Consider the following 25,088-nt stretch of genomic DNA (forward strand, 5'->3'; position numbering starts at 1 on the left):
GCTAGAACTCCGCGTACATCCGGCCGGGGTTGAACAGCCCTTGCGGGTCGAGTTGCGCCTTGAGTTGCTGGTGATAACGCATCAGCGTGCGTGGCAACGGCTGGAACGGTGTGTCGCTGGCGCCATGAGTGAAGCAGGTGGCGTGCCCGCCGAGTTCCTGGGCGAGGATCTGGATGTGCTCGTGATCGGATTTCAGCCAGCGTTGCGCACCGGCCCAGTCGATCAACTGCTGGCCGGGCAAGTCCTGCGGCCCGAGATTGTTCGGCAGCGACAGGCGCCACAGCGGCAGGCCCTCGTCGAAAAAGCCCAGGCGTTGCTCGTTCAAGTCGCGCCAGAAAGCCGAGTCCTGCGGTTCACCGCCGAGGCGTTTATGGGCGGCTGTGACCGAACCTTCGCCGCCTTCAAGGCGCAGATACAGGCTTTGCCCGTCATGACAGGCGCCGCTGATCGGCAACGGTTGCTGGCCCCACTCGGCAAGCCGCGCCAGCGCCCGGGCGCAATCGAGGTCGAGGCGGATGCTCAGGCATTGACGCGGTTTCGGCAGGACTTTCAGCGACACTTCGGTGAGCACGCCAAGGCAGCCGAAACTGCCGGTCAACAGGCGCGAGAGGTCGTAGCCGGCGACGTTTTTCATCACCTCGCCACCGAAGCGCAGGTGTTGGCCGAGCCCGGTGATGACCCGAGTGCCGAGAACAAAATCGCGCACCGAACCTGACCAGGGCCGCCGTGGCCCGGACAAACCGCTGGCGATCATCCCGCCCACCGTGGCGCTGTCGCCGAAGGCTGGCGGCTCGCACGGCAACATCTGCCCGGCCGCGTCGAGCGCCGCCAGCAACTCGCGCAATGGCGTACCGGCGCGCACGCTGACCACCAGCTCCGTCGGTTCATAACGCACGATGCCGCGATGCGCGCGGACGTCGAGCACTTCACCGGCCACTTCGCGGCCGAGAAACGCCTTGCTGTTGCCGCCCTGAATCTTCAACGGCGTGGCGTTGGCCCGGGCCTGGTTGACCTGATCGAGCAGCGCGCCGCTGGCGTCGAAATCAGCCATCAGAAGCGCTCCAGTTCGGGGAATGGCAGTTGCCCGGCATGAATGTGCATCGCGCCGAATTCCGCGCAGCGATGCAGGGTCGGGATGTTCTTGCCGGGGTTGAGCAGGCCTTGCGGGTCGAACGCGGCTTTTACCGCGTGGAACAGCGTCAGTTCAGCGCTGTTGAATTGCGCGCACATCTGATTGATTTTTTCGCGGCCGACCCCGTGTTCGCCGGTGATGCTGCCGCCGACCTGCACGCACAGTTCGAGAATCTTCCCGCCTAACGCTTCAGCGCGATGCAGTTCGCCCGGTTGGTTGGCGTCGAACAGGATCAATGGGTGCATGTTGCCGTCGCCGGCATGGAACACGTTGGCCACGCGCAAGCCGTATTCGGCGCCGAGGCGGGCGATGCCTTGCAGCACGCCGGGCAACTCGCGGCGCGGGATGGTGCCGTCCATGCAGTAGTAGTCCGGCGACAAGCGACCGATCGCCGGAAAAGCGTTTTTGCGCCCGGCCCAGAAACGCACGCGCTCGGCTTCATCGCGGGCCTGACGCACTTCGCTGGCACCGGCCCGGGTCATGACCTCGCGAACCCGCAGGCAATCGTCGTGGACATCGGCTTCGACGCCATCTAGTTCGCACAACAGGATGGCCTCGGCATCGACCGGGTAACCGGCGTGGATGAAGTCTTCGGCGGCGCGGATGGCGAGGTTGTCCATCATCTCCAGGCCACCGGGAATGATCCCCGCGGCGATGATGTCAGCCACGGCGCGGCCAGCCTTTTCCACTGAGTCGAAACTGGCCAGCAGCACTTTGGCGACCTGCGGTCTGGGCAGCAGTTTGACCGTTACTTCAGTGATGATCCCCAGCAAGCCCTCGGATCCGGTGAACAGCGCCAGCAAATCGAAACCCGGCGAATCGAGGGCGTCGCTGCCCAGCGTCAGGCGTTCGCCTTCGATGGTCAGCACTTCGATTTTCAGCAGGTTGTGCACGGTCAGGCCGTATTTGAGGCAGTGCACGCCACCGGCGTTTTCCGCGACGTTGCCGCCGATCGAGCAGGCAATCTGCGAAGACGGGTCCGGCGCGTAATACAGGCCGAACGGCGTGGCTGCCTGGGAGATCGCCAGATTGCGCACCCCGGGTTGAACCCGCGCGGTACGGGCCGCCGGGTCGATGTGCAGGATGTTGTTGAACCGCGCCATCACCAGCAGCAGGCCTTTTTCCAGCGGCAGCGCGCCGCCCGACAACCCGGTGCCGGCACCACGGGCAACCACCGGCACGTTGTGTTGATGACAGAGCTTGAGCAGGGCCTGCACTTGATCGAGTCGCCGGGGCAGGGCCACCAGCATTGGCGTGGTGCGGTAGGCCGAGAGGCCGTCGCATTCGTAAGGCTTGAGTTCGTCTTCGCGCCAGAGCAGGTCGAGATCCGGAACGGCGTGCTGCAGGGTTTTCAGCAGTTCAGCCTTGTTCACCTCCGGTAGCGGGCCATCGAGGCGTTCGTCGTAGAGAATGTTCATTCCGACCTTCCGAATCTTTGTCGCCGGTACGGTTTTTTGTGGCGAGGGAGCTTGCTCCCGCTGGGCTGCGCAGCAGACCTGAGATTGGTGCCGTGTCGAGGCAGGCAAGTCGCTTTCGCTGGATCAGGGCCGCTTCGCGCCCCAGCGGGAGCAAGCGCCCTCGCCACAAGGACTGTGGTGGCTGTCATCGCTGATTGCCCAGAAACTCCCGATACAACCGCGCGGTATTCCCCGGCTGTTCGACCATCGGCATGTGCCCGACGCCGTCCCACACTTCGACCCGCAGATTGGCGATACCCTTGCTCCACACCGGCACGCTGCTGACGTCGATCAAGCGATCCTTGCGGCCCCACAACAGCAGCGCCGGGCATTTGATCTCGGCCAGTTTCGGCTCCATCGGCGGGCTGGCACGAAAGTCGCGGAAGATCTCTTCCAGTTCATCACGCTGACGTTCGTATCGCTGAGCGATGGCGTCCAGTACCAGCCCGGGCACCCATGGCGGCGAGGCCATGGTCATGGCATAAAACTGCCGGAACTCTTCCCTCGAATTGATCAGGAACGGGTTATGCCCACGAGCCAGATGGCGCTCCATGTCGCTGGCTTCCGGTGCCGTGACGCCGGCCGGGTCGATCAGCGCCACCGAGGCAATCCGCTCCGGGTAGGTCGCCGCCAGCCAGGCTGCAATGTAGCCGCCCATCGAGTTGCCGATCACGTGGACCTTCTCCACGCCGCAGACGTCGAGCAGCTGAATCATGCGCTTGGCCTGCAGCGGAATGTCGTAGCCGCCACCGGCCTTGAACCCGGTTTCACCGTGGCCGGCGAGGTCCGGGATGATCACCCGGTACTGGCGGACAAAGTGCCTGGCGAAGCGCAGCCACAGATTTTTCTCGGCGCTGTAGCCGTGCAGCATCAGGATCGCGCTGGCCGCTTCATAGGGGCCACCTTGCCAGGTCGATACCGTCATTTCGGCGATCGGCACCTCGATTTTGTGCAACTTGTACAACTTGGCCTCGAGCGCCGTGCTCAGGTCATACAGCCAATGCCCGACCGCCGGGTAACTCAACCAGCTCCAGGCCACGAAAACCGCGAGAGCGACAAACAGCACAAGCATCGACGTCTTCCTTTTACGTGTTCAGGACAGAATGTGGTCAGCCGGTTTCAGCGCCCGGGTCAACCGGTAGTAGCTGAAACTGAAGCCCGGAAATATCGCGATCACATGACCGCTCTTGCTCTGATACCAACTGTGACAGCCACCGGACTTCCATACCGTGCGCTCCATCTCACGGTGGATCATTGCAGTGTAGGTACGTTCCGCCTCGGGGCGCACCTCGATGCTGTGCAGGCCTTTTGACTGCAAGGTGTGGATGCAGTCGAGGATGTAGTTCATCTGCGCTTCGATGATGAACAGCGCCGAGGTATGCCCGATGCCGGTGTTGGGCCCGGTGACGATAAACAGGTTGGGAAAGTCCGGCAGGCTGGTGCCCAGGTAGGCGCGCGGGTACTGCGCCCAGACATCCTTGAGTTGCACGCCGTGCCTGCCGGTCACCGGATAGGAGACCACGCCGTCGGTGGCGTCGTATCCGGTCGACCAGACAATCAGGTCGACGTCGATGTGTTGACCGTCCTGGGTGAGGATGCCGGTTTCGTCGAGCGCGGCGATGCCTTGCTCGCGGCTGTGCAGTGTGACGTTGGGCCGGGTCAGCGCCGGATAATAGGTGCTGGAGAGCAGGATGCGCTTGCAACCGATGGTGAAGTCCGGGGTGAGTTTTGCGCGCAATACCGGGTCCGGCACCTGTTGCTTGAGAAAACGCAGGGCCTGGCGCTGGACCAAATGAATCGCCGGTTTTGAGTATTTGAAGGCGATGACCCGGGTTTCGAATTGCCAGTAGAGCAGCCAGCGCAGCAGCTTGTAGGCCGGTTTCACCCCCAGCAGCCAGCGCTGGAAACGGCCGAAGCGGCGATCGGCGCGCGGCAGCACCCAATGTGGCGTGCGCTGGAACACATGCAGTTGCTCGACCTCAAGGGCTATCGCCGGAATGACCTGCGCGGCACTGGCGCCGCTGCCGACGATGGCCACGCGTTTACCCTTGTAGTCGTAGTTGTGATCCCAATTGTTTGTATGAAACGTCTTGCCCTGAAAGCGATCCAGGCCAGGGAAGGGTGGGATCACCGGTTGGCTCAGCGGCCCGGAGGCGTTGATCACGAACTGCGCGTAGAAAATCCCTTGGCTGGTGTGCACCGCCCAGCGCTTTTCGGCGTCGTTCCATTCGATGCGTTCGACGTTGGTTTGCAGCTCCACGCGTTCGCGCAGACCGAAGCGCTCGATGACGTGTTCGGTGTAGCGATGCAATTCGGCCTGGGCTGCGAACATCTGCGTCCAGGGAAATGGTGCAAACGACAATGAGTAGAGCGGCGATGGCACATCCACCGCCGCGCCGGGGTAGGTGTTCTGGCACCAGGTGCCGCCGAAGAAATCCCGACGTTCCAGCAGGCGAAAATCGTCGATCCCGGCCTTGAGCAAGTTGACCGCCGCACATTGGCCGCCAAATCCGCTGCCGATGATCAACACTCGGTAGGTCCGCATGAGCTTCCTTCTTATAGTCGTTTTTCCGTTTTCGTCCTTTCAGGTATAGCTAAAAATTTGCATTGTGGGAGCGGGCTGGCCGGCGATGGCTATTTAACGGCTGCCTGTTAGACTTCCAGCACATCCGTCTGACGGTGTTCGCAGGTTCCGTTGAGTGCTCGAGGCCCTTATGCGAAACAAGGGGGGAAAGGGACTTTCATTGGCCAGGAGGCTTTATACATCGCGAACCCTCGGGCTGGTGCTGGGGCTGTTGTGCGTGAGCGCGGCGATGTACCCGCTCGACCCGCCGCTGTGGGTCTGGGCGTTGATGCTGTTCAATGGCCTGCTCTGGCCGCACCTGGCGTTTCAATGGGCCCGTCGTGCCAGCGTTCCTTACCATGCGGAACACCGCAATCTGTTGGTTGACGCCTTTATGGGCGGCTTCTGGGTCGCCGCCATGCAGTTCAATCCGCTGCCCAGTGCCACCACCGTTTCGATGATGGCGATGAATAACGTCGCCATCGGCGGTTTGCGTTTTCTCGCGGCGGGCCTGGCGGCGCAGATCCTCGGGATCGGCGTCGGCCTGGTGGTTTTCGCCCCGGCGTTTATCCCGCAAACCTCACCCTTGCAGCTGTATGCGTGCCTGCCGTTGCTGATGCTGTACCCGTTGGCGCTGGGCTGGATCTGCTTTCGCCAGGCCTCCACGTTGGGCCTGCACAAGCGTGAGCTGCTGGCTTTGAGTCGCACTGACAGCCTAACCGGACTGCTCAATCACGGCGCCTGGAAGGATCAACTGGAAGTCGAATTTCAGCGTTGCCGCCGACAGAAGCAAGGCGCGGCGATTGCGTTGATCGACATCGACCATTTCAAGGCGATCAACGACACCTATGGCCACGTCGCAGGTGACATCGTGTTGCGCCAGTTGAGCAAAATGCTCAAACAGAACCTGCGTGCGGCGGATGTCGCCGGGCGCTATGGCGGCGACGAGTTCTGCGTGATCCTGCCCGACCTGCCGCTGTTCAATGCTGCGCAGGCCATGGAAGCCTTGCGCGAGCGTTTCGCCACACTCGGTTACGAGCAGAACCCGGCGCTCAAGGTCAGTCTGAGTATTGGTCTGGCGGCCTACGATCCGGCGCATGGCGACGCGACCCGTTGGCTCAATGAGGCCGATCAGGCGCTGTACGAGGCCAAGGCGACCGGGCGCAATCGGGTGATCTGCAACAGTGACGATCTGCCGAAGCAGGAGCTGCTCGATTCGGTCTGATCTATCACCGCCGTCCCCTGTGGGAGCGGGCTTGCTCGCGAAGGCGTTCTGTCAGCGGCATTGATGTCGGCTGACACTCCGCTATCGCGAGCAGGTGAAGGCCTAAAGGTGTTCGGTGTCGGCCGCAGAGATGTCGCATCCGGTATAGAGCCTTGCGTCGATGTCAGGTACGGTTTGAGTCCCCCCGACGCGAAACAAGGATCGATTCATGACGTTCGCATTCCCCCGCTCCCTGCTGGCCGCCAGCCTCGGCCTGTCCCTCGCCTTCAGTGCTGCCGGCGCCTTCGCCGAACCGCACAAACAAGTGCTGGCCGACGCCGAACAGTATCAACCCGAAGCCCTGAAACTGCTGGAACGGCTGGTCAATATCGACTCCGGTTCCGGTTATGAGCCTGGGCTCAAGCAAGTCAGCGAGATCGCCATCGAGGAGTTGAAAAAACTCGGCGCCACCATCGAGCTGGTGCCCAATGCCCCGGAAAAATCCAATCATGTGCTGGCCACTTTCAAAGGTACCGGCAAAGCGAAAATCCTCCTGATGGCGCACATGGACACGGTGTTCAAGGAAGGTTCCGCCGCCGAGCGCCCGTTCCACATCAAGGACGGGCGTGCCTACGGGCCGGGGGTGATGGACGACAAGGGCGGCATCGTCGCCGGGATCTACGCGTTGAAGATTCTGAAGAATCTCGACTTCAAGGACTACGCGCAAATCACCTTCCTGCTCGATGCCAGCGAAGAAACCGGCTCCGACGTCGCCACCGACCTGATCAAGAAAACCGCCAAGGCTCACGACGTGACCCTCAACCTCGAACCGGGGCGGCCGGCCGATGGTCTGGTGGTGTGGCGCAAGGGCAGCGCGACGGCGCTGGTCGAGGTCAAGGGCAAAGCGGCGCATGCCGGGGTCGCACCGGAACTGGGGCGTAACGCGGCGATGGAAGCCGCGCACCAGATTCTGCAGTTGGGCAAACTCGGCGACGAGGCGAAGAAAACCACGATCAACTTCACTGTGCTCCAGGCCGGAGATCGCACCAATGTGATCCCGGATCACGCGACCGCCAAGGCTGACGTGCGCGCAGCCGTGCCGGAAGAATTCGACCGGATCGAGAAAGACCTGGCGCGGGTGTCGCAGGACAAGCTGATCCCGGAAACTGAAGTGACCACCAGCCTCAAGCGCGGGTTGCCACCGATGCCGCAGACGGCGGAGTCGGATCGCTTGATGGCCATGGCCCAGGGGATTTACGGCGAGATCGGCCGCAAGTTGACCGAGGAGGGCAGTGGTGGGGCGGCGGATGCCAGCCTGTCAGCCGGCGTGGGCACGCCGACGCTGGATGGTTTCGGGATTGTCGGCGGCAATATTCATACGCCGGAGGAATACGCCGAAGTGGCGAGCGTGACGCCACGGATTTATCTGTTGTCGCGGATGATCATGGAGCTGGCCAAGCGCTGACTGGTGCTGCAACTGACGCTTTCGCGAGCAAGCCCACTCCCACAGAGGATCTTCAGTGAACACAGCATTGGTGTTCGACACAGATCCACTGTAGGAGTGAGCCTGCTCGCGATGGCGTCACGCCGGCCGACACACTACTTCTTGATAGTGCGCCGGGCCAGCAAGAATCAAGCGGATTGCGGCATGTTCCAGAACTGCTTGATTTCGTGAATGTTGCCCACGTTGTAACGTGGAATGATGCCTGCACATGGCGATGCCGCAGCGGTTGCAACCGGTGTGTTGATGACGTTTGCGCCAGCGTGCAGCAGTGGGGTGTGGTTCCAGTTATCGAGTTGCTTGTTCATGCAGATTTCCTTTCTGATTGAGTGAGCAGTGAAGTCTGCTCACGTTGTAGCCGGGACAGCAGGCTGTCATAGAGCGCTGTCTCCTGGCGGGCGATGCCGGGATAAGTCGGCACCAGATTGTCGTCGAAGCACCAGGCTTCTTCGGTTTTGGCTGCCTGCGGAGGATGAATAAGCAAACTCAGCGAGGCGGACATCGTTTCAGGGGGGAGCTGTTTGTGTACTTCCTTTAGTGGAAGCATGTGCAGCACCTCACCCGGAATAAGTTTAAGGATTCGTTCTTCGCCGAACTCGGGCCTTCTGCCAGCCTGCAGCGGCGCCTGATTCAGAATCTCTCGCGAAACGGTGGTGTAGCCGTCACCGCTGTAACCCACGCAATAGAGTTCGAAGTCATGGCTGTGGTTGAGGTCGTAGATAAAGGTTTCCCTTTCATCCCGTGACGTGACCGGCGACCAGAAACCCAGGCGAACGGTAAACAGATCGTTGGAGTGCAGGACAAATGCATAGGCCCCGTAAAGCCTGTTTTTGGTACTGAAACCGTCCTGTTGAATCGTGTTGTAGAGGTGTTCGCTCAACAACGTGCGGTTAGTTGCCAGTTGACGCAGATCTTCCACGATCCTTGAACTGTCCGTCTGCAGGTCGTAAGTCGCCATACGCTCGATAAATGTCTGCAGTTTCATGCCGCCTCACACTGGTCGAGTAAATGGTTCAGGCGACTGTCTTGCAGGTTTCTCAACAGCGGGGCGCAATTCAGTGCGGTCTGTCGATCCGTTCTGCTGATCATCTGAAAGGCCTTCCAGGCGACAGCGGGGTGATAGTGATAAATCAACTCCTGGGCCACTTTGCAGGCTCCGGGGTCCTGTGCCGCTTCAAGCAATTCAAGACTCACCAGAAAGCGCGCGGCGCTGTCGTCATGGGGGAACCAGCCGATTTTGCGCAATGAGCGAGGGTCGAACACACTGATGTCTGCGGTTCTATCGGGCAGATTGATGCTGCCGATAAACGCCGGGTGCCCGTTTCCTTCGGGATTGCTGTCGTAAAGCGTTTTGCTGCCGTCGATGAACAACGGATTTTCGGCATCCACGATCACCTGCTCTGCGCGAGTCAGATATTCACCGTCCAGCCGATAAAGCTGAATGGAATACGATTGCCCGTTGATGGCGAACAGAACGCTGTTTCCGGGTACGGAATAGAATTGCTCAGGCGCGGGTGTGTTATCAGGTGCCTTGAGGCTGATGTTTCCATCTTTGTTGCAATATAACGTCAACGTTCCAGTGTGGATGTTCGTCGCTTTCATGATCGCGGCGTGACGGGATAAATTCTCGGTATCTGTTGCAGGCTCGGATAACTGGTCGGCCAGACGCTTTACTTCGTTCCCCATGTTTGTTGTCTTGATGCAGGTAATAAGCTGGTCAGGCGTCAAGTCTGGGTTGAGCAGGTTTTTTATCATGGGAAGTCGCTTTGTTTTTGTGCTGTCAAATGTACGTTTGCGAATATTTGATCAGGCGCAATAATCAGGGTTTGTTGTTTTGTTTTGGTCAGCAGATGTCAGCGCTGAAGTTGCCTGAACGCTGACATCTGCGGGACAGCCCCGGGGGTTAAGCCTGAGGGGGCAGCATACGGAGTTTCTTGATCTCGTGAAGGTTGCCGACGTTAAATCGCAGGCCGTCCCAGCCCGGGCAGTTGGCCGCGTGGGCGGACTTGGTTGGCATGTTGATGACTTTGGTTTCTGCGCGCAGCAGAGGCGTTGTTTGCCAATTGGCAGTAACGGTTTTCATGACGAATCCTTGTCGTGAGTTGAGCGGAATATTTCTCGGTATATAAATTTAAGTTTGATATTCGGGTGTTAAACTTTTTGCTGTTTAACGGTTTGCGATTATAAGGAGGCGATAGTTAATATCAACTCAGTAGTTGTTGTTAAATGTTGTTGTTTGTTTATGGGTGTGTATCGCTGGGTAGAAGTTGACGGCAATTAATTCGCCTGTCCTCGCAACTGGCCGGTGACATTGCGTCTACCGGCCATCTTTAGAGTTGCCCGAGGCTCTTCGGATCAGAGGGCAATCATTCCTTCACGCTCATGTATTCCTTCGCCCAGAGAATGTAATCCTCAGGCTGGGTGTAGGTGTGCGTGAGTTCCGTGGCGCTCAGGTCGGAGGCCTGGGTGAAGATCTGCCGCTGTTCGCGCAGGCTGTCGTACGTTGCCTTGATCGCCGCGAAATAGGCGCCATGGCCGTCGATAGTCACGCGTACGCCGAGTTCAGCCAGGCGCTTGTCGTCGCGCAGCGCCGGGTTGCCGTAAGTGACCAGCATCAGCGGGACGCTCAGGTGCTCGGCAATTTGCTCAAGCTGATCGAAGTCCTGCACGCCGACCATGCAGATGCCATCGGCACCGGCAGCCTGGTATTGCTTGGTACGGCTGATGATTTCCTGATTTGGCAGGATCCCGGCGTTGGTGCGGGCGATGATCGCCATTTCCGAATCGACCCGGGCTTCCAGCGCCGCGCGGATCTTGCCGACGCCTTCGGCGACCGAGATCAGGTCGGTGGATTTGCGGCCGAATTGCGCCGGCAGCAGGGTGTCTTCGATGGTCAGGGCGGCGACGCCGGCGCGTTCCAGTTCGACGATGGTGCGCATCACGTTAAGGGCGTTGCCGTAGCCGTGGTCGGCGTCGGCGATCACCGGCAGTTGGGCGACGCGGCCGATGCGGGTGGCCTGTTCGGCGAACTCGCTGAGGGTGATCAGGGCAAAGTCGGGGGCGCCCAGCACCTGCAACGAGGCCACGGAGCCGCCGAGGATCCCCACTTCAAAACCCAGGTCTGCGGCAATGCGCGCGGACATCGGATCGAACACCGAGGCGGTGTGGTAGCAGGTGTCCGAAGCCAGCAATTGACGGAAGTTACGGCGCAAATCTTGATGGGAAAGCCTGGTCATACGAGTTCCACCAATACAAAGGAATGGAACGGCTTGAGCAAAGGTGTCAACGCCGAAGAATGAAAAGGCTATCACGCGAATGGGTCAAGGTTCATGACGAATTTGCGAGTGAGGCGTTGATGATGGTTCCAGCGGCTGAAAGGTTTCATCTGCAATCAGCGGATTTCCAGTGGCAGGGCCCGAGTTCAGGCCGCTACCGCCTGTTGCTGTTGCCTGGGCAGCAGCACTGCGCGCACCGAATTGCCCGGTTGCAACTGGAGGCGTTTGGCGGTGAGGCGGTCGACCACCAGGGTATTGCCGACCTGACGACCGGCGGCCACGGTGATGCGGCAGTTCTCCATGCGACGGTTGTGGATCAGCCATAAGGGGGCCTGTTCGTCCGGCGTGCCAAGGCTCAGAGTCAGCGCCAGGCTGTCGCGCACGGTACGAATGCCGCCGATCGGCGCTTCGATCACCGGGCCGCCGTCGAAGATGTCGATGTAGCCCTTATGCGTGAAACCTTCTGCGCGCAGGATCTTCAGCGCCGGTTCGGTGTTGGGGTGCGGTTGACCGATGACCGCTTGCGCCTGCTCGGTGAGCATGCAGGTGTACAACGGCTGGCGCGGCATCAGTTCGGCGATGAACGACTTGTTGCCCAGGCCCGACAAGTGGTCGGCGTGGCTGAAATCCATCTTGAAAAAGTGCCGGCCGAGGCTGTCCCAGAACGGCGAGCAACCGAGTTCATCGGCACTGCCGCGCAGTTCGGCGATCATCTTCTCGCCAAACAGCTGCGGGAATTCGGCGACGAACAGCAGGCGCCCCAACGACAGCAATCGACCGTTGCTGCCTTGGCGGTGTTCAGGGTGCAGGAACAGCGAACACAGTTCCGACTGGCCCGTCAGCTCATTGTTGAGAAACAGTGTAGGGATCTGCCGCGAAATGCCCAGATCCGGTGCCGAACTCACGGTCAGGCCGACCCGGTAGTTGTACCACGGCTCGCGCAGGCCGACCGCGCCGGTCAGGGCGCTGACGCCGACCACACGCAGGTCGTCGTCTTCGAGCACGAACAGATAATCGGCATCGGCGCGTTCTACCTGTTCGGCGAACGCGCGCTGGGCCCAGCGCACCCGGTGGGCGAGGCGATCCTCATTGGCCGGCAGGGTGGTGAACCCCGGGCCGGCCTGTTGCACCAGGGTCATCAGCGCTGGCAGGTCGCTGACTTTGACCGGACGGACGATCATGCGGTAACTCCTTGTACGCGCCTGTTCGGGCACTGTCGTTGGGTGAGCAGCCGGGGGCGGTTCACAGGGCTATCAGCCTGATCGTGCTGCCATCGGTGACCTTCAGTGCGGCACACAGATCCGGCGTCAGCGACAGCGGTTGCTCAGGCTGGTAATCCAGTTCGGCGACGATGGCCCGGAAGCCGTGCAGTGCGTCGTTGCTCAACAGATAACGGCCACGCGTGTCGATCGGCGCTTGCTGGCGCACGGTGGCGGTCTGGCTGTGGGCGATCGAACGGATGTTCGCGGTACGCGCATACAGGGTTGGACCCGCATCAAACAGATCGATGTAGCTGTTGGTTTCAAAGCCTTCACGTTCGAGGATGTCGAACGCTTCCTGGCCATCCGGGTGAATCCGGCCGATGCATTCCTGCGCCGCCAGGGGCAGCATCGGCACATAAATCGGGTACTGCGGCATCAGTTCGGCGAGAAACGTGCGACTTTGCAGACCGCACAGGCGCTCGGCCTCGACGTAGGGCAGGTCGAAGAAGTGCTTGCCCAGTGCATCCCAGAACGGCGAATGACCGTTCTCGTCGCTGTAGCCGACGATTTCGGTGATCACCGCATCGGCGAAACGTTGTGCGTGAGCGGCGATGAACAGCAGCCGCGCCCGCGACAGCAATTCGGAAAAGGCGCTGCGCACCAGCGCGTTGTCGATGTGAAAACCGCGCAGCAGGGTGTGGTCGTTGAGGTCGTGACACAGCGACAACGCCGGCACCCCGTGCTCGATGTTCAGCTCCCGCGAGGCACTGGTGAAGTGGCGGTTGCGCAGGCTGTAGAACGGTTCGTTGAAACCGGCAGTGGCAAGGATCTCCGAGCAGCCGACCAGCCGCCGAGTGTCGAGGTCTTCCAGTACGAAGAAGTAGTTCTCCGGGCCTTGCGCTTGAATGTCACCGTCGAACGAGGCGCAGGAACCGGCGATTTTTTCGCGCAGGCGTTCGCTGTCGTCCGGCAGCGACGTAACGCCGACCAGACTGTCGCGGGCCAGTTGCTGCAATTGCGGCAGGTCGGTTGGCTCGACTGGGCGTAAGACCAGCATGGATGCACTCCTGTATCAAAGGGTTCGGTGATCCCCACCGAACCTGACTATCACTGTCGGTTGCCACGCTTTAAAGCGGCGGTCGCCTGATTTTTTGTCAGACGCCGCTCTTTTTCTTGTCAGCCATTGCTCGGGTCAGGCAGCGCGGTGCTGGCGCCGAGTTTGTTCAGGAAGAACAGGTACACCAGACCCAGAGCGATCCAGATCAGGCCGAGTTTCTGCGCATCGACGCCCATGTTGTACATGATGGCGGCGACGATGATGAAGCCGATCACCGGGCAGATCAGGTGGCGCACCACCTGACCGGACTTCTGCCGACGCCAGTAGTAGTTGATCACTGTCAGGTGCAGCAGCATGAAACCGCTGAGGGCTCCGAAGTTGACCAACGAGGTCAGGGTGTCCACCGAGTTGATGAACAGGTAGCAGATCACCAGCGACAGCACCGCCACCAGATAAATGCTCAGGTACGGGGTGTTGTGCTTCGGGTGCACCTTGGCCAGCACTTTCGGCAACTTGCCATCGCGGGCCATGCCGAACAGCAGGCGCGAAACCGCGGCTTGCGAGGTGATCGCCACCGCAACGCCCCAGGCCAGCGCCGTGGCGACACCGGTCAGGGTTGCCAGCCAGCTGCCCGCCGCGATTTCGGCAATTTCATAGAACGCGGTGTCGGCGGATTTGAAGCCCATGCCGGCGGCCAGATCGGTGGCGATCCAGGTCTGAACGACGAAAATCACGCCCATCACCACCAGGGTGATCAGCGCTGCCCGGCCGACGCTTTTGCCCGGGTCACCCTTGATTTCTTCGGCAAGGGTCGAGATTGCATCGAAGCCGAGGAACGACAGTACGGCAATCGACACGGCCTGCATCAGCAGGGCGAAGTTGAACGTTTCCGGGTGATACAGCGGCGCCAGGGTCAGCTCGCCGTTGCCGCCGCCGTTGTGCAGGGCATTCCAGGCGTAGAACAGGAAGATCCCCAGCACCACCAGCTGCGCCAGCAGGAAAATGATGTTCATCCGTGCGGTGAAGGTGATGCCGCGCAGGTTGACGAATGTCGCGCTGACCAGGAACGCCAGAATGAAACCGACCTTCGGAATGTCCGGGTACAGATGGTTGAGGGCCATTGCCGCATAGACGTACAGCAGCGGCGGAATCAGCAGGTAGTCGAGCAGCATCAGCCAGCCGGCGATGAACCCGACGTGTTGATTGAGGCCGCGTTGCGCGTAGGAATATACCGAACCGGCGATCGGAAACGCCTTGGCCATGCTGCCGTAGCTCAGCGCAGTGAACAGCATCGCGACCATGCCGATGATATAAGCCAGCGGCACCATCCCGGGTGCCTCGGCATTGACGTAGCCATACACGCCGAAGGGGGCGATGGGGATCATGAAGATCATCCCGTACACCACCAGGTCGGTCAGTGTCAGGCTACGTTTCAACTCCTGTTTGTAGCCGAACTGTTCTATTTCCATGAAGCGCAACTCCTTGTCAGCCTATCGAACGTTTTTAGTTGTTATATCGGTCCATCGTTTACAGCATCAGCAGTCTTTACAGCAGCGGTGCCAGGCGTTCGGCCCACAGCGATACCGCCTCTGGGGTGCGCAGCAGATCGTTGCGCACCTCGATCAACACCGATTCCAGTCCTCGTGCATCGCCATGCACCGGCACGGTCATGTCACCCAGCGGATCAATCCGGTACGGCTGGTTGCCCGCGACTTTCAGCGGGTGCTGGCCGAGGCCATCGATCACCCGCTGGGCGTACGTTTTGGCCTGACCGAACAGCACGCCAACTTCAAGCGGCCGCGGCTGGCCGTAATACACCGGGGTAAAACTGTGAATCCCTACCACCCGTACCGCTTGGCCTTGTGCGACGCGTTGGTCGATCAGGGTCTGCAGTCGAGCGTGAAACGGTTTGAACAAGCTCTGGCGCCGGTACTCGCGAGTGGCTTCGTCCAGGTCGCGGTTGCCGGGCACCTGATAAATCTCGCTCTGCGCCGGAATGCTGTCGGGGGCATGCCGGGGCCGATTGAGGTCGATCAGCAGCCGTGAATAGTTGGCGCTCAACAGCGTCGCGCCGAGTCTCTCCGAGAGCTTTTCAGCCAGTTGCAGTGCGCCGATGTCCCAGGCGATGTGCTCGCGCGCGGCTGCATCGTCCAGGCCCAGATTGTTCAGGGCCTCGGGGATGTAGCGGCTGGCATGCTCACACACCAGGATCAACGGATACGATGAATCTTCGCGGCTCAGGTTGTAGACCGGGCGGGTGTACAACCCCTGCTCGGCGGATTCAGTACAGGCGTGCATAGTGCTCACACAGGTCAGCGGGCGAGAGCTGTTCCGTCAGCGCCAGTTCCTCGGTTTTAAGGGCGTGGTAAGTGTCGAGCAACGGCTTGGGCAGCCATTGATTGAAGGCGGCACTGTCACGCAGGCAATCCAGCGCCTGCGCCAGCGAGGCGGGCAGGGCAACGATGCCCCGGGCCTTGCGTTGCTCGTCGTTGAGTGAATCGGGAATGTCGTCGGTGATCGCGTTCAGCGCCAGGCGCTGTTCGATGCCCAGGCGTCCGGCAATCAGCAGCGCGGCCATCGCCAGATGCGGCGAGGCGGTAGCGTCCATGGCGCGGAATTCCAGGTTGTACTGCGCGGCCACGGATTTGCCGCCCAGGCTCACGGTCGGACAAATGCGCAACGCCGCTTCACGGTTCTGCTGCCCCAGACACGCATAGGACGCGCTCCAGTGATGCGGCTGCAGGCGTTCATACGATACCGGCGTCGGCGCGGTGAACGCACACAGCGCTGGCAGGTAATGCAGGATGCCCGCGGCCCAATGCTGGCCGAGGGTCGACAGACCGTTGCTGGTGCCGGCGTCGTAAAGCAGCGGCAGACCTTGCAGGTCGAGCAGGCTGACGTGCAGGTGCACACCGTTGCACACCGCGTCGGCCTTGGTTTTCGGCGCGAAACTGACGTCGACGCCCATTTGCCGGGCGATCTCGCGAGTGATCTCGCGCACGTTCACCGCACGATCCGCCGCTGCCACACCGAGCGTCGGGCGGCAGGTGATTTCGTATTGGTGCTTGCCGTATTCGGGCAGGAACATCTCTGGCTCGACGCCACCGGCGCGCAGGGCGCTGAGCAGCCAGCCGCCGAATTCGGCGCCCTGACGCTGGGCTTCAAGGGAAAACGCCAGATGCTCGGCAAAACCGGCATGCAGGTTGAATTCGTGTTCGAACGCGGCGTTGACCTGCAAGCCGAGGTTGTCGCGATAGCGCTCGATTTCATCGCGCAACAACGTGCGCGGGCAAGCGCTCCACGGGCGGCCATCGGTCTCGCGAATGTCGCCGTGGATGAAGTCCAGCGCTGGTGCCGCGGCGTCCGGGCCGTTGCCGACGGTGACGCGGCTGCTCAGATCCGGAATCAACCGCAAATCACCATAGGCGCCCCATGGGTTGGTCGAGGCGATGATGTCCTGGGGCGTCAGTGCACTGTTGGCCGGCACCCAGCCGCAACCGGCGGCGTGATAATGCTCCAGTTGATCGGTGGGAAACGAGCGGCCACGGGTGATGCCGATCAGGTCGGTGGTGACGATGGTGGTCATCGGCAACGGCGTCAGGCGCTCGCTCATGGCTGCATCTCCTGCAAGCGGCCGAGCACGGTTTGTGTGTCGGTGATCCAGCAGTAACCCTTGATCGCGTTGAGGCAGGCGTCATGCCGCGCCGGGGTGTAGGTGGCGCAGGCGTCTTCGACCAGTGTCACCAGATAACCGCGGTCGGCGGCATCGCGTACAGCCATGTCGACGCACTGGTCAGTGACGATGCCGGCGATGATCAGGTGGCGGGTTTCGAGGTTGCGCAGGACGTAATCGATGTTGGTCGAGTTGAACACCCCGGAGGAGGTTTTCGGCAACACGATCTCGTTTTCCACTGGCGTCAGGTCGTCGATGATCCGCGCCTGGGTGCTGCCCTTGGGCAGGTGCATGTCTGACAGCTTGTGATCCAGCGAGCGGTCGCGACCGTCGGCGGTCAGGCTCTCGATAATCGTGTGCAGCACGTTCTGCCGCGCTTCGCGAAAGGCGCTGAGCAAACGGCGCTGGTTGGGCACCACCTGCATGTGCGCGCGGGTCAGGAAATATTCGGCTTCCGGGCCGTTCAGGTGCGGGTCGTACTGCGGTTCGAGCCAGGCACGCTGCATGTCCACCAGCAGCAACGCGGTGTGGTCGGTGACAAACGGCAAGTCCCGCGGCGAGCGGTGGGGAAGGCTGAACATCCTTATTTATCCTCCAGCAGGTGGGTGTTGAAGTCGTTGCGCAGGGCGTCGATGCCTTCCAGGCGATCGGCCAGATCGGGGGTTCGCAGGGTCAGGCAGGCAATCAGCGCCTCGACCTGGGCCAGCGCCGGCACCATGGTGTCGAACGGTGAGGCCGATTCCACCGGGGCGCTGATGATCAGGTCAGCCAGTTCACGCAGCGGCGAGGCATAGATGTCGGTGAACAGCACCACCCGCGCGTTGTTGTTCTTCGCCGCCGAGGCCACCCGCAGGGCCTGGGACTGATAGCGCCGGTAATCAAACAGCAGCACCACGTCCTGGCGTTGCAGATCGAACAGGCGGTCGGGCAGTTGTGCGTTGTCTTCCAGGGCAAAACAGCCGGGTCGAAGCAGCCGCAAGTGGTTGAGCAGATAGTTGGCCATCAGGCTGCTGAAGCGCCCGCCGAAGCAGTAGATCTGGTGCCGGGTGTCGAGCAGCCAGTCGAGCAGGATGCGCACGTCTTCGGGTTGCGTCAGGGCCTGGGTTTCCACCAGCAGACGCTGGCTGTCGGCCAGATAATGGCTCCAGGCATCGTCTTTGTTCAGGTGCGAACGCGGCTGCAACAGGGTGCGCGGCGAACGCAGACGGTGATCCATGTCGCTGAGCAGGGCGTCCTGAAACTCGGCGTAACCGCCGAATCCGAGCTTCTTCACCAGCCGCACGATGGTCGGATCGCTGACGCCGGCGTGCTCGGCCAGACGCGCCATCGGACCCAGGCCGTTGCGTGGATACTGGTCGAGCAGGGCGCGAATCACTTTGCGCTCAGACGGCGTCAGCTCCAGCCCGGGATCGGTGATCAAGTCTCTGAGAGGGGGCATCCGGGCTCCTGCTGGATGAAGGGGGGGGTGTTGAATTCGTTTCACAATCCGTTAAAACAGTATTTATGTAACTCAGGTTACATGTCTAGTGAATTTTTAACGGTAGCGATTCAGCGTTTAAATAACGTCAGACCCCTGTGTCACAAGGCCTACACGGATGACGACGGCCCTTGTAGTCCATTGCCCATTGGTGTGTCAGACATTGCCGTTTTTTCTCTTTAGGTGTGTTGGACGGCAAGCTTGCAAGGCCCCCTGAACGGCCCGGTTTGCGGCACAATTGCCGCAAGACCGGCCGCTCGCCGCCGATTTACCTGATGTTCATCGAGTGCAGTGTTGTGCTATCCACCCGTTTGACTTTGATTTGCCATGCTCGAACCGTCGCACAGAAATTGGCGCGTTTTCCTACGAACGAACCTGTTGAAAATCAGCCTTTGAAGCTCGGTGCGCTGGCGACACAATTCGCTAATCCCAGCCTTTTGTTGTGCGGGCCGGAGTTGCGCACCCGGCAGACGGCCGAGTGGTTCGGTGCGGCGCCGCAAGTGGACGAAGCGCTGCGTGATTGCGATTGGGGGCGCTGGCACGGGCAAGCGATCAAGGATCTGCAAGTGCACGAGGCTGACGCCTTGCAGGCGTGGATCAGTGATCCACAGGCGGCACCCCATGGTGGTGAGTCGGTAATGCAATTGGGCGAACGCGTGGCGCGGTGGCTGACCAGCCTGCAAGGAATGCCGGGGCACATCGTCGCCATCACCCATCCGTTCGTGGTGCGCGCTGCATTGATGCAGGTCATGCAGGGCGCCGCGTTCAACGCCGTTGATGTTGAACCGCTGTCAGTGGTTGAGCTGCGCTTCAACGGCATCTGGCGGCTACGCTTGCCGGGTATCGATCTTGCGGGAGCACTTTGATGAAACGACTGCTGGTCATCGGCATCGGCGCCGGCAATCCCGACTACATCACGATGCAGGCGGTGAAGGCGCTGAATCAGGTGGACGTGTTCTTTCTGATGGATAAAGGCCAGAGCAAGGACAAACTGATCGATCTGCGTCGGGATATCTGTGCGCGTTACATCACCGATCCTGCGTATCGCTTCGTCGAATCCCACAGCCCCGAGCGCGCGCGCGGCGACGTGGACTACACCCGCGCGGTCGATGATCTGAATCGCGCCAAGCAAGAAACCTTCGAACAACTGATCAATGAAGAATTGGCTGACGAGCAGTGCGGCGGATTCCTCGTGTGGGGCGACCCGGCGCTGTACGACAGCACCGTTCGTATCCTGCAGGCGATTCTCGCGTCGGGCCGCTGTGCTTTCGAGTTTGAAGTGATCCCCGGGATTACCAGTGTTCAGGCGCTGGCCGCGCAGCATAAGGTGCCGTTGAACAGCATTGGCCGGTCAATTGAAATCACCACTGGCCGGCGGCTGGCCGCGGGGCAGGTCAGCGACACCGACAGTCTGGTGGTGATGCTTGATGCGGAAGACTCCTACCGCGATGTGGCGGATCAGCAGACAGAAATTTATTGGGGGGCCTACCTGGGCACACCGGATGAAATCCTGATCAGTGGCAAGCTCAAGGATGTGGCGGCCGAGATCGAGCGGGTGCGCAAGGCTGCCCGGGCTGAGCATGGGTGGATCATGGATACCTATCTGTTGCGCAAGCCCTAGATTATGTCTGTCAGGGCTGGCCCCTTCGCGAGCAGGCTCGCTCCCACAGGGAGCGCATTGCAAATGTGGGAGCGAGCCTGCTCGCGAAGGGGTCATCACAGCCAACTCAGGAGATCGCTTTGACCCCACGCCCAAACCGCTCCCGATACACCGACGGCGGCACCCCGACCACGCTGCGAAACGCCACGCGAAAACTTTCCACCGAGCGATAACCGCAGCGCTGGGCGATCTGTTCGGTGTTGTGCACGGTGCTTTCCAGCAACTCTCGCGCCCGGGCCAGTCGCTCGTGTTGCAGCCACGCCTTGGGCGATTGCCCGCTGGCCTCGGTGAAACGCCGCAGAAATGTGCGCTCGCTCATCGCCGCTTCGCTGGCCAGATCGCGAACTTCCAGTGGTTGGTGCAGGCGCTCGCGGGCCCACTGCATCACCCGCGACAAGTCGTTGCGTGGTGTCGGGCTGACCGGCGTGGGGATGAACTGTGCCTGACCGCCAGTGCGTTGTGGCGACATCACCAGACGCCGGGCCACCGCGTTGGCGACCTGGGTACCGAAATCCCGTGTCACCAGATGCAGGCACGCATCGATCCCGGCGGCGCTGCCCGCCGAGGTAATCAACTGGCCGGAGTCGACGTAGAGTACATCCGGATCCACCGCAATCGCCGGGAAGCGCCGCGCCAGTTCATCGGTGTAGCGCCAGTGCGTAGTTGCGCCATGACCGTCGAGCAAGCCACTGGCGGCCAGCACAAACACCCCGGAGCAGATCGACAGCAGCCGCGCACCTTGGGTGTAGGCCTGTCGCAAGGCGTCGATCAGGGCCGGCGGCACCTCGGCATCACGGTCACGCCAACCGGGAATAATAATGGTGCGCGCCTGTGCCAGTAGTTCCAGGCCGCCGTCGGCCAGTACCTGAATCCCGCCCATGGCGCGCATCGGCCCTTGGTCGACGGCGACGATGCGATGCTCGTACCACGGGAAATCGAACTCAGGCCGGGCCAGGCCGAAAATCTCCACGGCGATGCCGAACTCGAACGTACAGAGGCCGTCGTAGGCCAGAATCGCGACCAATCCAGGTGAATTTGGCATTTGGCGGAAAATTCCCGGTGAGTGTCTTGCCCGCCACTGTAGCGCCAAGTGCTGGCCCGATAAAGTCTGTTTACACCCCCAACAGATGTAGGAGCTAAACAGCATGACCAGCCTGGTTCGCGAAATTCCTGCCGCACCGTCAGCGATTGCCCTGATGCATTTCAGCAACCGTCTGACCTTCGAGACCGATTGTTCCGACGTCTTCAGCAGCCAGGAGGCCGGCGAAGTCGATTTTGTGCTGGTCGATGTGCGCGGGCCGCTGGCGTTCGAGCGCGGTCATGTGCCGGGCGCCATCAATATCCCGACACGTTTGCTGACGAGCGAAGGTCTGGCGGAGTATTCGAGGAACACGCTGTTCGTGGTCTATTGCGCCGGCCCGCACTGCAACGGCGCCAATAAGGCAGCGGTGAAACTGGCGGCGTTGGGTTACCCGGTCAAGGAGATGATCGGCGGCGTGACCGGATGGCTGGATGAAGGCTTTTCGCTGAGCGTCGAACAACCCGCCAAAACCCCCATCGCCTGCGAATGCTGAATGCTTTTGTAGGAGCTGCCGCAGGCTGCGATCTTTTGACTTTTTTTAAGAACAAGAGCAAAAGATCGCAGCCTTCGGCAGCTCCTACATGAGCAATAGGTACCCTTTTCGAGGGTTTGTCCTACAGCCTTTGCACCATGTCGGCGCACCGTTGATCCCGGTCAACGGTGGCGCCGATTTTCTGTAAGTATTTGTCGCTTAAACACAATTTGCCCTGTGCGCGTCGCCATAGACTGCCGGCCACTTCGGTTTTTGCTTTCAAAAAGCCATGACCGAACGTTCAATCGAAAGCTGCCAATAAAAGCCTCCGCACACAGGAGTAATAAATGAAGAAGCTAGTGATGTTCGGTGCCCTGGCACTGTCGATGTTGTCCCTGACCGCTGTGGCCGAAGACGCCAAACCGATTCGTCTGGGGATCGAAGCCGCTTACCCGCCATTTTCGATGAAAACCGCTGATGGCAAACTCACCGGGTTCGACGTCGATATCGGTGATGCCCTGTGCAAACAGATGGACGTCAAATGCGTGTGGGTCGAGCAGGAGTTCGATGGCCTGATCCCGGCACTCAAAGTGAAGAAGATCGACGCGATCCTGTCCTCGATGACCATCACTGACGACCGCAAGAAAAACGTCGATTTCACCATCAAGTACTACCACACCCCGGCGCGCTTCGTGATGAAGGAAGGCTCCGGTGTCAAAGACCCGCTGACCGAGCTCAAGGGTAAGAAAGTCGGCGTGCTGCGCGCCAGTACCCACGACCGCTATGCCACCGACATGGCCAAGGAAGCCGGGTTTGAAGTGGTGCGCTATGGCTCGCAACAGGAAGCCAACCTGGACATGCAATCCGGCCGTCTCGACGCGATGCTGGCAGACTCGGTCAACCTCAGCGACGGTTTCCTGAAGACCGACGCCGGTAAAGGCTTCGAATTCGTCGGCCCGACCTACGAAGACGCCAAGTACTTCGGCGGCGGTGCCGGGATTGCCGTACGCAAGGGCGATACCGAACTGGCCGAGAAATTCAACAAGGCCATCACCGAAATCCGCGCCAATGGCGAGTACAAGAAAGTCCAGGACAAGTACTTCGACTTTGACGTGTACGGTCATTAATACGCTGTAGAAAAAAGTGGCCCCGTGAATGCGGTGGCCACTTTTTTTGTGCTCTTTCCCTGAAGACAAAGACCCCCTGTGGGAGCGGGCTTGCTCGCGAAGGCGGTATAACATTCAACATAATCATTGATTGATACACCGCCTTCGCGAGCAAGCCCGCTCCCACAGGGGATTTTCGCCGATTCAATTTTCAGGAGTTTTCTCATGCAACGCATCGACCATGTTCTGCCCTGGAGCCATTTGGGCAGCGAACGTTCCCTCAGCGTCTTCCGTTACGGCGCAGGCACTCGCAAGGTGTACATCCAGGCCAGTCTGCACGCCGACGAACTGCCGGGCATGCGCACCGCATGGGAACTCAAGCAACGCCTCAACGAGCTGGAACAGCAGGGTCGTCTGCAAGGCGTGATCGAGCTGGTGCCGGTGGCCAATCCGATCGGCCTCGACCAGCACCTGCAGGGCAGCCACATGGGCCGCTTCGAGCTGGGCAGCGGGAAGAATTTCAACCGCTCGTTTGTTGAACTCAGTGCGCCGGTGGCGGCGCAAATCGGCGAGCAACTGGGCAGCGATGCCGAGGCCAACATCGCCTTGATCCGCCAGACCATGGGCCAGGTGCTCGATGAGTTGCCAGCCCCGGCTTCGCAACTGGAAGCGCTGCACCGCTTGCTGCTGCGCCATGCCTGCGACGCCGACATTACCCTTGATCTGCATTGCGATTTTGAAGCGGCGATTCACATTTACGCACTGCCGCAGCACTGGCCGCGCTGGCAATCGCTGGCAGCGCGACTGAAGGCTGGCGTGGCGCTGTTGTGTGAAGACTCCGGTGGCAGTTCGTTCGACGAATCGTGCTCGTCGCCGTGGCTGCGCCTGGCGCGGGCGTTCCCGAACGCGGCGATTCCCCCGGCGAACCTCGCCACCACTCTGGAACTGGGCAGCATGGGCGACACGCGGGTCGATCAGGCCCAGGCCAATTGCGAAGCGATTCTCGGCTTTCTCGCCGAGCAGGGCTTCATCAGCGGCGAATGGCCGGCGGCACCGAAAGATTGCTGTGAAGGCATGCCGTTCGAAGGCACCGAATACCTGTTCGCGCCGCACCATGGCGTGGTCAGCTTCCTGCGCAATGCCGGGGAATGGGTCGAGAAGGGCGACGCGCTGTTCGAGGTGGTGGATCCGTTGAATGACCGGCTGACTACCGTGCGCGCCGGCACCAGCGGCGTGCTGTTTGCGATTGATCGCGGGCGTTACACCCAGCCGGGGATCTGGCAGGCCAAGGTGGCGGGGCGCGAGCCGATTCGGGCGGGCAAGCTGATCAACGACTGACAGATTTCCTTGGATTTTCCGGTCTCATCGCGAGCAGGCTCACTCCTGCATTTGGAATGCGTTGTCCCTGTAGGAGTGAGCCTGCTCGCGATAGCGGTCTCGTCAGCACCACAATCTTCAGAGAGTGTTAGGCTCACCGACGAACCCGTCACTCTGTGAAGGAAGGCTTTATGTTGAAGGCGTTTGCCCTGTTAACCCTCCTGGCGTCCAGCGCCGTCCATGCGCAAACCACGCTGCAAAGCGACTTGCCACTGAAGTACATCGAACAGGTTCACCCGGACGCTGACACTCGGCCACTGGTTATTTTTCTGCACGGCTACGGCAGTAACGAAGCCGATCTGATCGGTATGAAGTTTCAGCTGCCGGCGCAGTACAACTACCTGTCGGTGCAGGCGCCGTTGGCGTTGGGCGAAGGGCGTTTCCAGTGGTTTCGCAAGAAAGGCGAAGGTGCCTACAACGGCGAGACCGATGACCTGAAGGCCAGCGGCGAGAAGTTGCGGGATTTTATCGCGCAGGCGGCGCAGAAATATCACGCCAGCCCGGACAAGGTGTACCTGATCGGTTTCAGCCAGGGCGCGATGATGACCTACGAAGTGGGCTTGCGTCCGCCCGTGGCGGTCGGTGGTATCGCGGCGTTGAGCGGACGGCTGTTGCCGGTATTGAAAACCGAGCTCAAGGCGCAGCAACAACCGTTGCCGCTGAAGATCTTCATCGGCCACGGCACCGCCGATGATCGGGTGCCGTACCGCGACGGCACCGCGGCCAATGCGCTGCTGCAAAAACTCGCCTACACACCCGAGTTTCACGCCTATCCCGGCGTCGGCCACAGCATCAGCGCGGCCGAGCTGCGCGACTTGAATGCCTGGCTGCAGCAGCTCAATCCGTGACGA

25 protein-coding genes are annotated in these 25,088 nt (G+C 60.8%); 8 read left to right on the forward strand and 17 right to left on the reverse strand.

Going from position 1 to position 25,088, the window contains the following annotated elements; translation table 11 throughout:
- Window position 1 precedes the first annotated feature (1 nt).
- From glcE to LCH64_RS09775, 4 genes are all read right to left on the reverse strand, one after another.
- Complete coding sequence (glcE, locus tag LCH64_RS09760) at window positions 2-1,051, reverse strand: glycolate oxidase subunit GlcE (protein ID WP_226500096.1); 1,050 nt, start codon at window positions 1,049-1,051, stop codon at window positions 2-4.
- Window positions 1,051-2,550: a glycolate oxidase subunit GlcD gene (glcD, locus tag LCH64_RS09765; protein WP_226500097.1), complete on the reverse strand. Its 1,500-nt coding sequence runs from the start codon at window positions 2,548-2,550 to the stop codon at window positions 1,051-1,053. Before glcD ends, glcE begins: the two co-directional genes overlap by 1 nt.
- A 184-nt stretch (window positions 2,551-2,734) precedes the next feature.
- On the reverse strand, window positions 2,735-3,661 hold the full coding sequence (locus LCH64_RS09770) for an alpha/beta fold hydrolase (RefSeq protein WP_201137203.1): 927 nt from the start codon (window positions 3,659-3,661) through the stop codon (window positions 2,735-2,737).
- 21 nt (window positions 3,662-3,682) lie between these two features.
- Window positions 3,683-5,134, reverse strand: a complete 1,452-nt coding sequence (locus LCH64_RS09775; RefSeq protein WP_226500098.1) for an NAD(P)/FAD-dependent oxidoreductase — start codon at window positions 5,132-5,134, stop codon at window positions 3,683-3,685.
- A gap of 169 nt (window positions 5,135-5,303) precedes the next feature.
- Between LCH64_RS09775 and LCH64_RS09780 the strand changes: the two genes are divergently transcribed.
- Both LCH64_RS09780 and LCH64_RS09785 read left to right on the forward strand, forming a co-directional pair.
- On the forward strand, window positions 5,304-6,377 hold the full coding sequence (locus LCH64_RS09780; RefSeq protein ID WP_226500099.1) for a diguanylate cyclase: 1,074 nt from the start codon (window positions 5,304-5,306) through the stop codon (window positions 6,375-6,377).
- A 208-nt stretch (window positions 6,378-6,585) separates the two neighbouring features.
- Window positions 6,586-7,821 (forward strand): M20/M25/M40 family metallo-hydrolase, encoded by a 1,236-nt coding sequence (locus LCH64_RS09785; protein ID WP_226500100.1) that lies wholly within the window; start codon window positions 6,586-6,588, stop codon window positions 7,819-7,821.
- Between the two features lie 167 nt (window positions 7,822-7,988).
- Here LCH64_RS09785 and LCH64_RS09790 read toward each other — a convergent pair whose 3' ends face one another.
- The 12 genes from LCH64_RS09790 to LCH64_RS09845 form a co-directional block, all read right to left on the reverse strand.
- A complete protein-coding gene (locus LCH64_RS09790; RefSeq protein WP_003226222.1) occupies window positions 7,989-8,165 on the reverse strand; it encodes a hypothetical protein in 177 nt (58 codons plus the stop codon).
- Window positions 8,162-8,842, reverse strand: coding sequence for a transposase (locus LCH64_RS09795; RefSeq protein ID WP_226500101.1), 681 nt, complete (start codon window positions 8,840-8,842; stop codon window positions 8,162-8,164). Before LCH64_RS09795 ends, LCH64_RS09790 begins: the two co-directional genes overlap by 4 nt.
- Window positions 8,839-9,612 (reverse strand): hypothetical protein, encoded by a 774-nt coding sequence (locus tag LCH64_RS09800; RefSeq protein WP_226500102.1) that lies wholly within the window; start codon window positions 9,610-9,612, stop codon window positions 8,839-8,841. Before LCH64_RS09800 ends, LCH64_RS09795 begins: the two co-directional genes overlap by 4 nt.
- A gap of 148 nt (window positions 9,613-9,760) precedes the next feature.
- Complete coding sequence (locus LCH64_RS09805) at window positions 9,761-9,940, reverse strand: hypothetical protein (RefSeq protein WP_226500103.1); 180 nt, start codon at window positions 9,938-9,940, stop codon at window positions 9,761-9,763.
- Between the two features lie 283 nt (window positions 9,941-10,223).
- Window positions 10,224-11,093 carry an oxaloacetate decarboxylase gene (locus tag LCH64_RS09810; RefSeq protein ID WP_003226214.1) on the reverse strand — a complete coding sequence of 290 codons (870 nt, stop codon included), beginning with the start codon at window positions 11,091-11,093 and terminating at the stop codon, window positions 10,224-10,226.
- 185 nt (window positions 11,094-11,278) lie between these two features.
- Entirely contained in the window at window positions 11,279-12,313 is a 1,035-nt protein-coding gene (gene astA / locus LCH64_RS09815) for an arginine N-succinyltransferase (protein WP_226500104.1), read from the reverse strand.
- Window positions 12,314-12,374: 61 nt separating this feature from the next.
- Complete coding sequence (locus LCH64_RS09820; protein ID WP_226500105.1) at window positions 12,375-13,391, reverse strand: arginine N-succinyltransferase; 1,017 nt, start codon at window positions 13,389-13,391, stop codon at window positions 12,375-12,377.
- 119 nt (window positions 13,392-13,510) lie between these two features.
- Entirely contained in the window at window positions 13,511-14,860 is a 1,350-nt protein-coding gene (locus LCH64_RS09825) for an APC family permease (RefSeq protein WP_003226208.1), read from the reverse strand.
- A gap of 76 nt (window positions 14,861-14,936) precedes the next feature.
- The gene (locus tag LCH64_RS09830) at window positions 14,937-15,689 is read right to left on the reverse strand and encodes an N-formylglutamate amidohydrolase (RefSeq protein WP_003226206.1); all 753 of its coding nucleotides are present in this window, start codon (window positions 15,687-15,689) and stop codon (window positions 14,937-14,939) included.
- Window positions 15,673-17,004, reverse strand: a complete 1,332-nt coding sequence (locus LCH64_RS09835; RefSeq protein WP_103521477.1) for a glutamine synthetase — start codon at window positions 17,002-17,004, stop codon at window positions 15,673-15,675. The genes LCH64_RS09830 and LCH64_RS09835 overlap by 17 nt, the downstream gene beginning before the upstream one ends.
- Window positions 17,001-17,645, reverse strand: a complete 645-nt coding sequence (locus LCH64_RS09840) for an isochorismatase family cysteine hydrolase (RefSeq protein ID WP_226500106.1) — start codon at window positions 17,643-17,645, stop codon at window positions 17,001-17,003. The genes LCH64_RS09835 and LCH64_RS09840 overlap by 4 nt, the downstream gene beginning before the upstream one ends.
- 2 nt (window positions 17,646-17,647) lie before the next feature.
- A complete protein-coding gene (locus LCH64_RS09845; protein WP_226500107.1) occupies window positions 17,648-18,502 on the reverse strand; it encodes a MurR/RpiR family transcriptional regulator in 855 nt (284 codons plus the stop codon).
- A gap of 314 nt (window positions 18,503-18,816) precedes the next feature.
- Between LCH64_RS09845 and LCH64_RS09850 the strand changes: the two genes are divergently transcribed.
- Window positions 18,817-19,407 carry a phosphoglycerate mutase family protein gene (locus LCH64_RS09850; protein ID WP_226500280.1) on the forward strand — a complete coding sequence of 197 codons (591 nt, stop codon included), beginning with the start codon at window positions 18,817-18,819 and terminating at the stop codon, window positions 19,405-19,407.
- The gene (gene cobF / locus LCH64_RS09855; RefSeq protein ID WP_226500108.1) at window positions 19,407-20,162 is read left to right on the forward strand and encodes a precorrin-6A synthase (deacetylating); all 756 of its coding nucleotides are present in this window, start codon (window positions 19,407-19,409) and stop codon (window positions 20,160-20,162) included. The genes LCH64_RS09850 and cobF overlap by 1 nt, the downstream gene beginning before the upstream one ends.
- Window positions 20,163-20,268: 106 nt before the next feature.
- Here the strand turns inward: cobF and ftrA are convergent, their stop codons facing one another.
- Window positions 20,269-21,243: a transcriptional regulator FtrA gene (gene ftrA, locus LCH64_RS09860; RefSeq protein WP_226500109.1), complete on the reverse strand. Its 975-nt coding sequence runs from the start codon at window positions 21,241-21,243 to the stop codon at window positions 20,269-20,271.
- 103 nt (window positions 21,244-21,346) lie between these two features.
- On the opposite strand from ftrA, the gene LCH64_RS09865 reads away from it, so the two are divergent.
- The 4 genes from LCH64_RS09865 to LCH64_RS09880 all read left to right on the forward strand — a co-directional run bounded on the left by LCH64_RS09865 (window position 21,347) and on the right by LCH64_RS09880 (window position 25,085).
- Entirely contained in the window at window positions 21,347-21,775 is a 429-nt protein-coding gene (locus LCH64_RS09865) for a rhodanese-like domain-containing protein (protein ID WP_226500110.1), read from the forward strand.
- Window positions 21,776-22,101: 326 nt separating this feature from the next.
- Entirely contained in the window at window positions 22,102-22,881 is a 780-nt protein-coding gene (locus tag LCH64_RS09870) for an ABC transporter substrate-binding protein (RefSeq protein ID WP_226500111.1), read from the forward strand.
- A gap of 204 nt (window positions 22,882-23,085) precedes the next feature.
- On the forward strand, window positions 23,086-24,198 hold the full coding sequence (locus LCH64_RS09875; protein WP_226500112.1) for a succinylglutamate desuccinylase/aspartoacylase family protein: 1,113 nt from the start codon (window positions 23,086-23,088) through the stop codon (window positions 24,196-24,198).
- A gap of 170 nt (window positions 24,199-24,368) precedes the next feature.
- Window positions 24,369-25,085, forward strand: coding sequence for a prolyl oligopeptidase family serine peptidase (locus tag LCH64_RS09880; protein WP_226500113.1), 717 nt, complete (start codon window positions 24,369-24,371; stop codon window positions 25,083-25,085).
- The last annotated feature ends 3 nt before the right edge of the window (window positions 25,086-25,088 follow it).

This window comes from Pseudomonas sp. MWU16-30322, assembly GCF_020515535.1.
Classification (GTDB): Bacteria; Pseudomonadota; Gammaproteobacteria; order Pseudomonadales; family Pseudomonadaceae; genus Aquipseudomonas; species Aquipseudomonas fluorescens_H.

Excerpts from the sequence above, each read along its gene's own strand:
- glcE (WP_226500096.1), bottom strand. The coding sequence starts at position 1,051 with ATGGCTGATTTCGACGCCAGCGGCGCGCTGCTCGATCAGGTCAACCAG.
- glcD (WP_226500097.1), bottom strand. The coding sequence starts at position 2,550 with ATGAACATTCTCTACGACGAACGCCTCGATGGCCCGCTACCGGAGGTG.
- LCH64_RS09770 (WP_201137203.1), bottom strand. The coding sequence starts at position 3,661 with ATGCTTGTGCTGTTTGTCGCTCTCGCGGTTTTCGTGGCCTGGAGCTGG.
- LCH64_RS09775 (WP_226500098.1), bottom strand. The coding sequence starts at position 5,134 with ATGCGGACCTACCGAGTGTTGATCATCGGCAGCGGATTTGGCGGCCAA.
- LCH64_RS09780 (WP_226500099.1), top strand. The coding sequence starts at position 5,304 with ATGCGAAACAAGGGGGGAAAGGGACTTTCATTGGCCAGGAGGCTTTAT.
- LCH64_RS09785 (WP_226500100.1), top strand. The coding sequence starts at position 6,586 with ATGACGTTCGCATTCCCCCGCTCCCTGCTGGCCGCCAGCCTCGGCCTG.
- LCH64_RS09790 (WP_003226222.1), bottom strand. The coding sequence starts at position 8,165 with ATGAACAAGCAACTCGATAACTGGAACCACACCCCACTGCTGCACGCT.
- LCH64_RS09795 (WP_226500101.1), bottom strand. The coding sequence starts at position 8,842 with ATGAAACTGCAGACATTTATCGAGCGTATGGCGACTTACGACCTGCAG.
- LCH64_RS09800 (WP_226500102.1), bottom strand. The coding sequence starts at position 9,612 with ATGATAAAAAACCTGCTCAACCCAGACTTGACGCCTGACCAGCTTATT.
- LCH64_RS09805 (WP_226500103.1), bottom strand. The coding sequence starts at position 9,940 with ATGAAAACCGTTACTGCCAATTGGCAAACAACGCCTCTGCTGCGCGCA.
- LCH64_RS09810 (WP_003226214.1), bottom strand. The coding sequence starts at position 11,093 with ATGACCAGGCTTTCCCATCAAGATTTGCGCCGTAACTTCCGTCAATTG.
- astA (WP_226500104.1), bottom strand. The coding sequence starts at position 12,313 with ATGATCGTCCGTCCGGTCAAAGTCAGCGACCTGCCAGCGCTGATGACC.
- LCH64_RS09820 (WP_226500105.1), bottom strand. The coding sequence starts at position 13,391 with ATGCTGGTCTTACGCCCAGTCGAGCCAACCGACCTGCCGCAATTGCAG.
- LCH64_RS09825 (WP_003226208.1), bottom strand. The coding sequence starts at position 14,860 with ATGGAAATAGAACAGTTCGGCTACAAACAGGAGTTGAAACGTAGCCTG.
- LCH64_RS09830 (WP_003226206.1), bottom strand. The coding sequence starts at position 15,689 with ATGCACGCCTGTACTGAATCCGCCGAGCAGGGGTTGTACACCCGCCCG.
- LCH64_RS09835 (WP_103521477.1), bottom strand. The coding sequence starts at position 17,004 with ATGAGCGAGCGCCTGACGCCGTTGCCGATGACCACCATCGTCACCACC.
- LCH64_RS09840 (WP_226500106.1), bottom strand. The coding sequence starts at position 17,645 with ATGTTCAGCCTTCCCCACCGCTCGCCGCGGGACTTGCCGTTTGTCACC.
- LCH64_RS09845 (WP_226500107.1), bottom strand. The coding sequence starts at position 18,502 with ATGCCCCCTCTCAGAGACTTGATCACCGATCCCGGGCTGGAGCTGACG.
- LCH64_RS09850 (WP_226500280.1), top strand. The coding sequence starts at position 18,817 with ATGTTCATCGAGTGCAGTGTTGTGCTATCCACCCGTTTGACTTTGATT.
- cobF (WP_226500108.1), top strand. The coding sequence starts at position 19,407 with ATGAAACGACTGCTGGTCATCGGCATCGGCGCCGGCAATCCCGACTAC.
- ftrA (WP_226500109.1), bottom strand. The coding sequence starts at position 21,243 with ATGCCAAATTCACCTGGATTGGTCGCGATTCTGGCCTACGACGGCCTC.
- LCH64_RS09865 (WP_226500110.1), top strand. The coding sequence starts at position 21,347 with ATGACCAGCCTGGTTCGCGAAATTCCTGCCGCACCGTCAGCGATTGCC.
- LCH64_RS09870 (WP_226500111.1), top strand. The coding sequence starts at position 22,102 with ATGAAGAAGCTAGTGATGTTCGGTGCCCTGGCACTGTCGATGTTGTCC.
- LCH64_RS09875 (WP_226500112.1), top strand. The coding sequence starts at position 23,086 with ATGCAACGCATCGACCATGTTCTGCCCTGGAGCCATTTGGGCAGCGAA.
- LCH64_RS09880 (WP_226500113.1), top strand. The coding sequence starts at position 24,369 with ATGTTGAAGGCGTTTGCCCTGTTAACCCTCCTGGCGTCCAGCGCCGTC.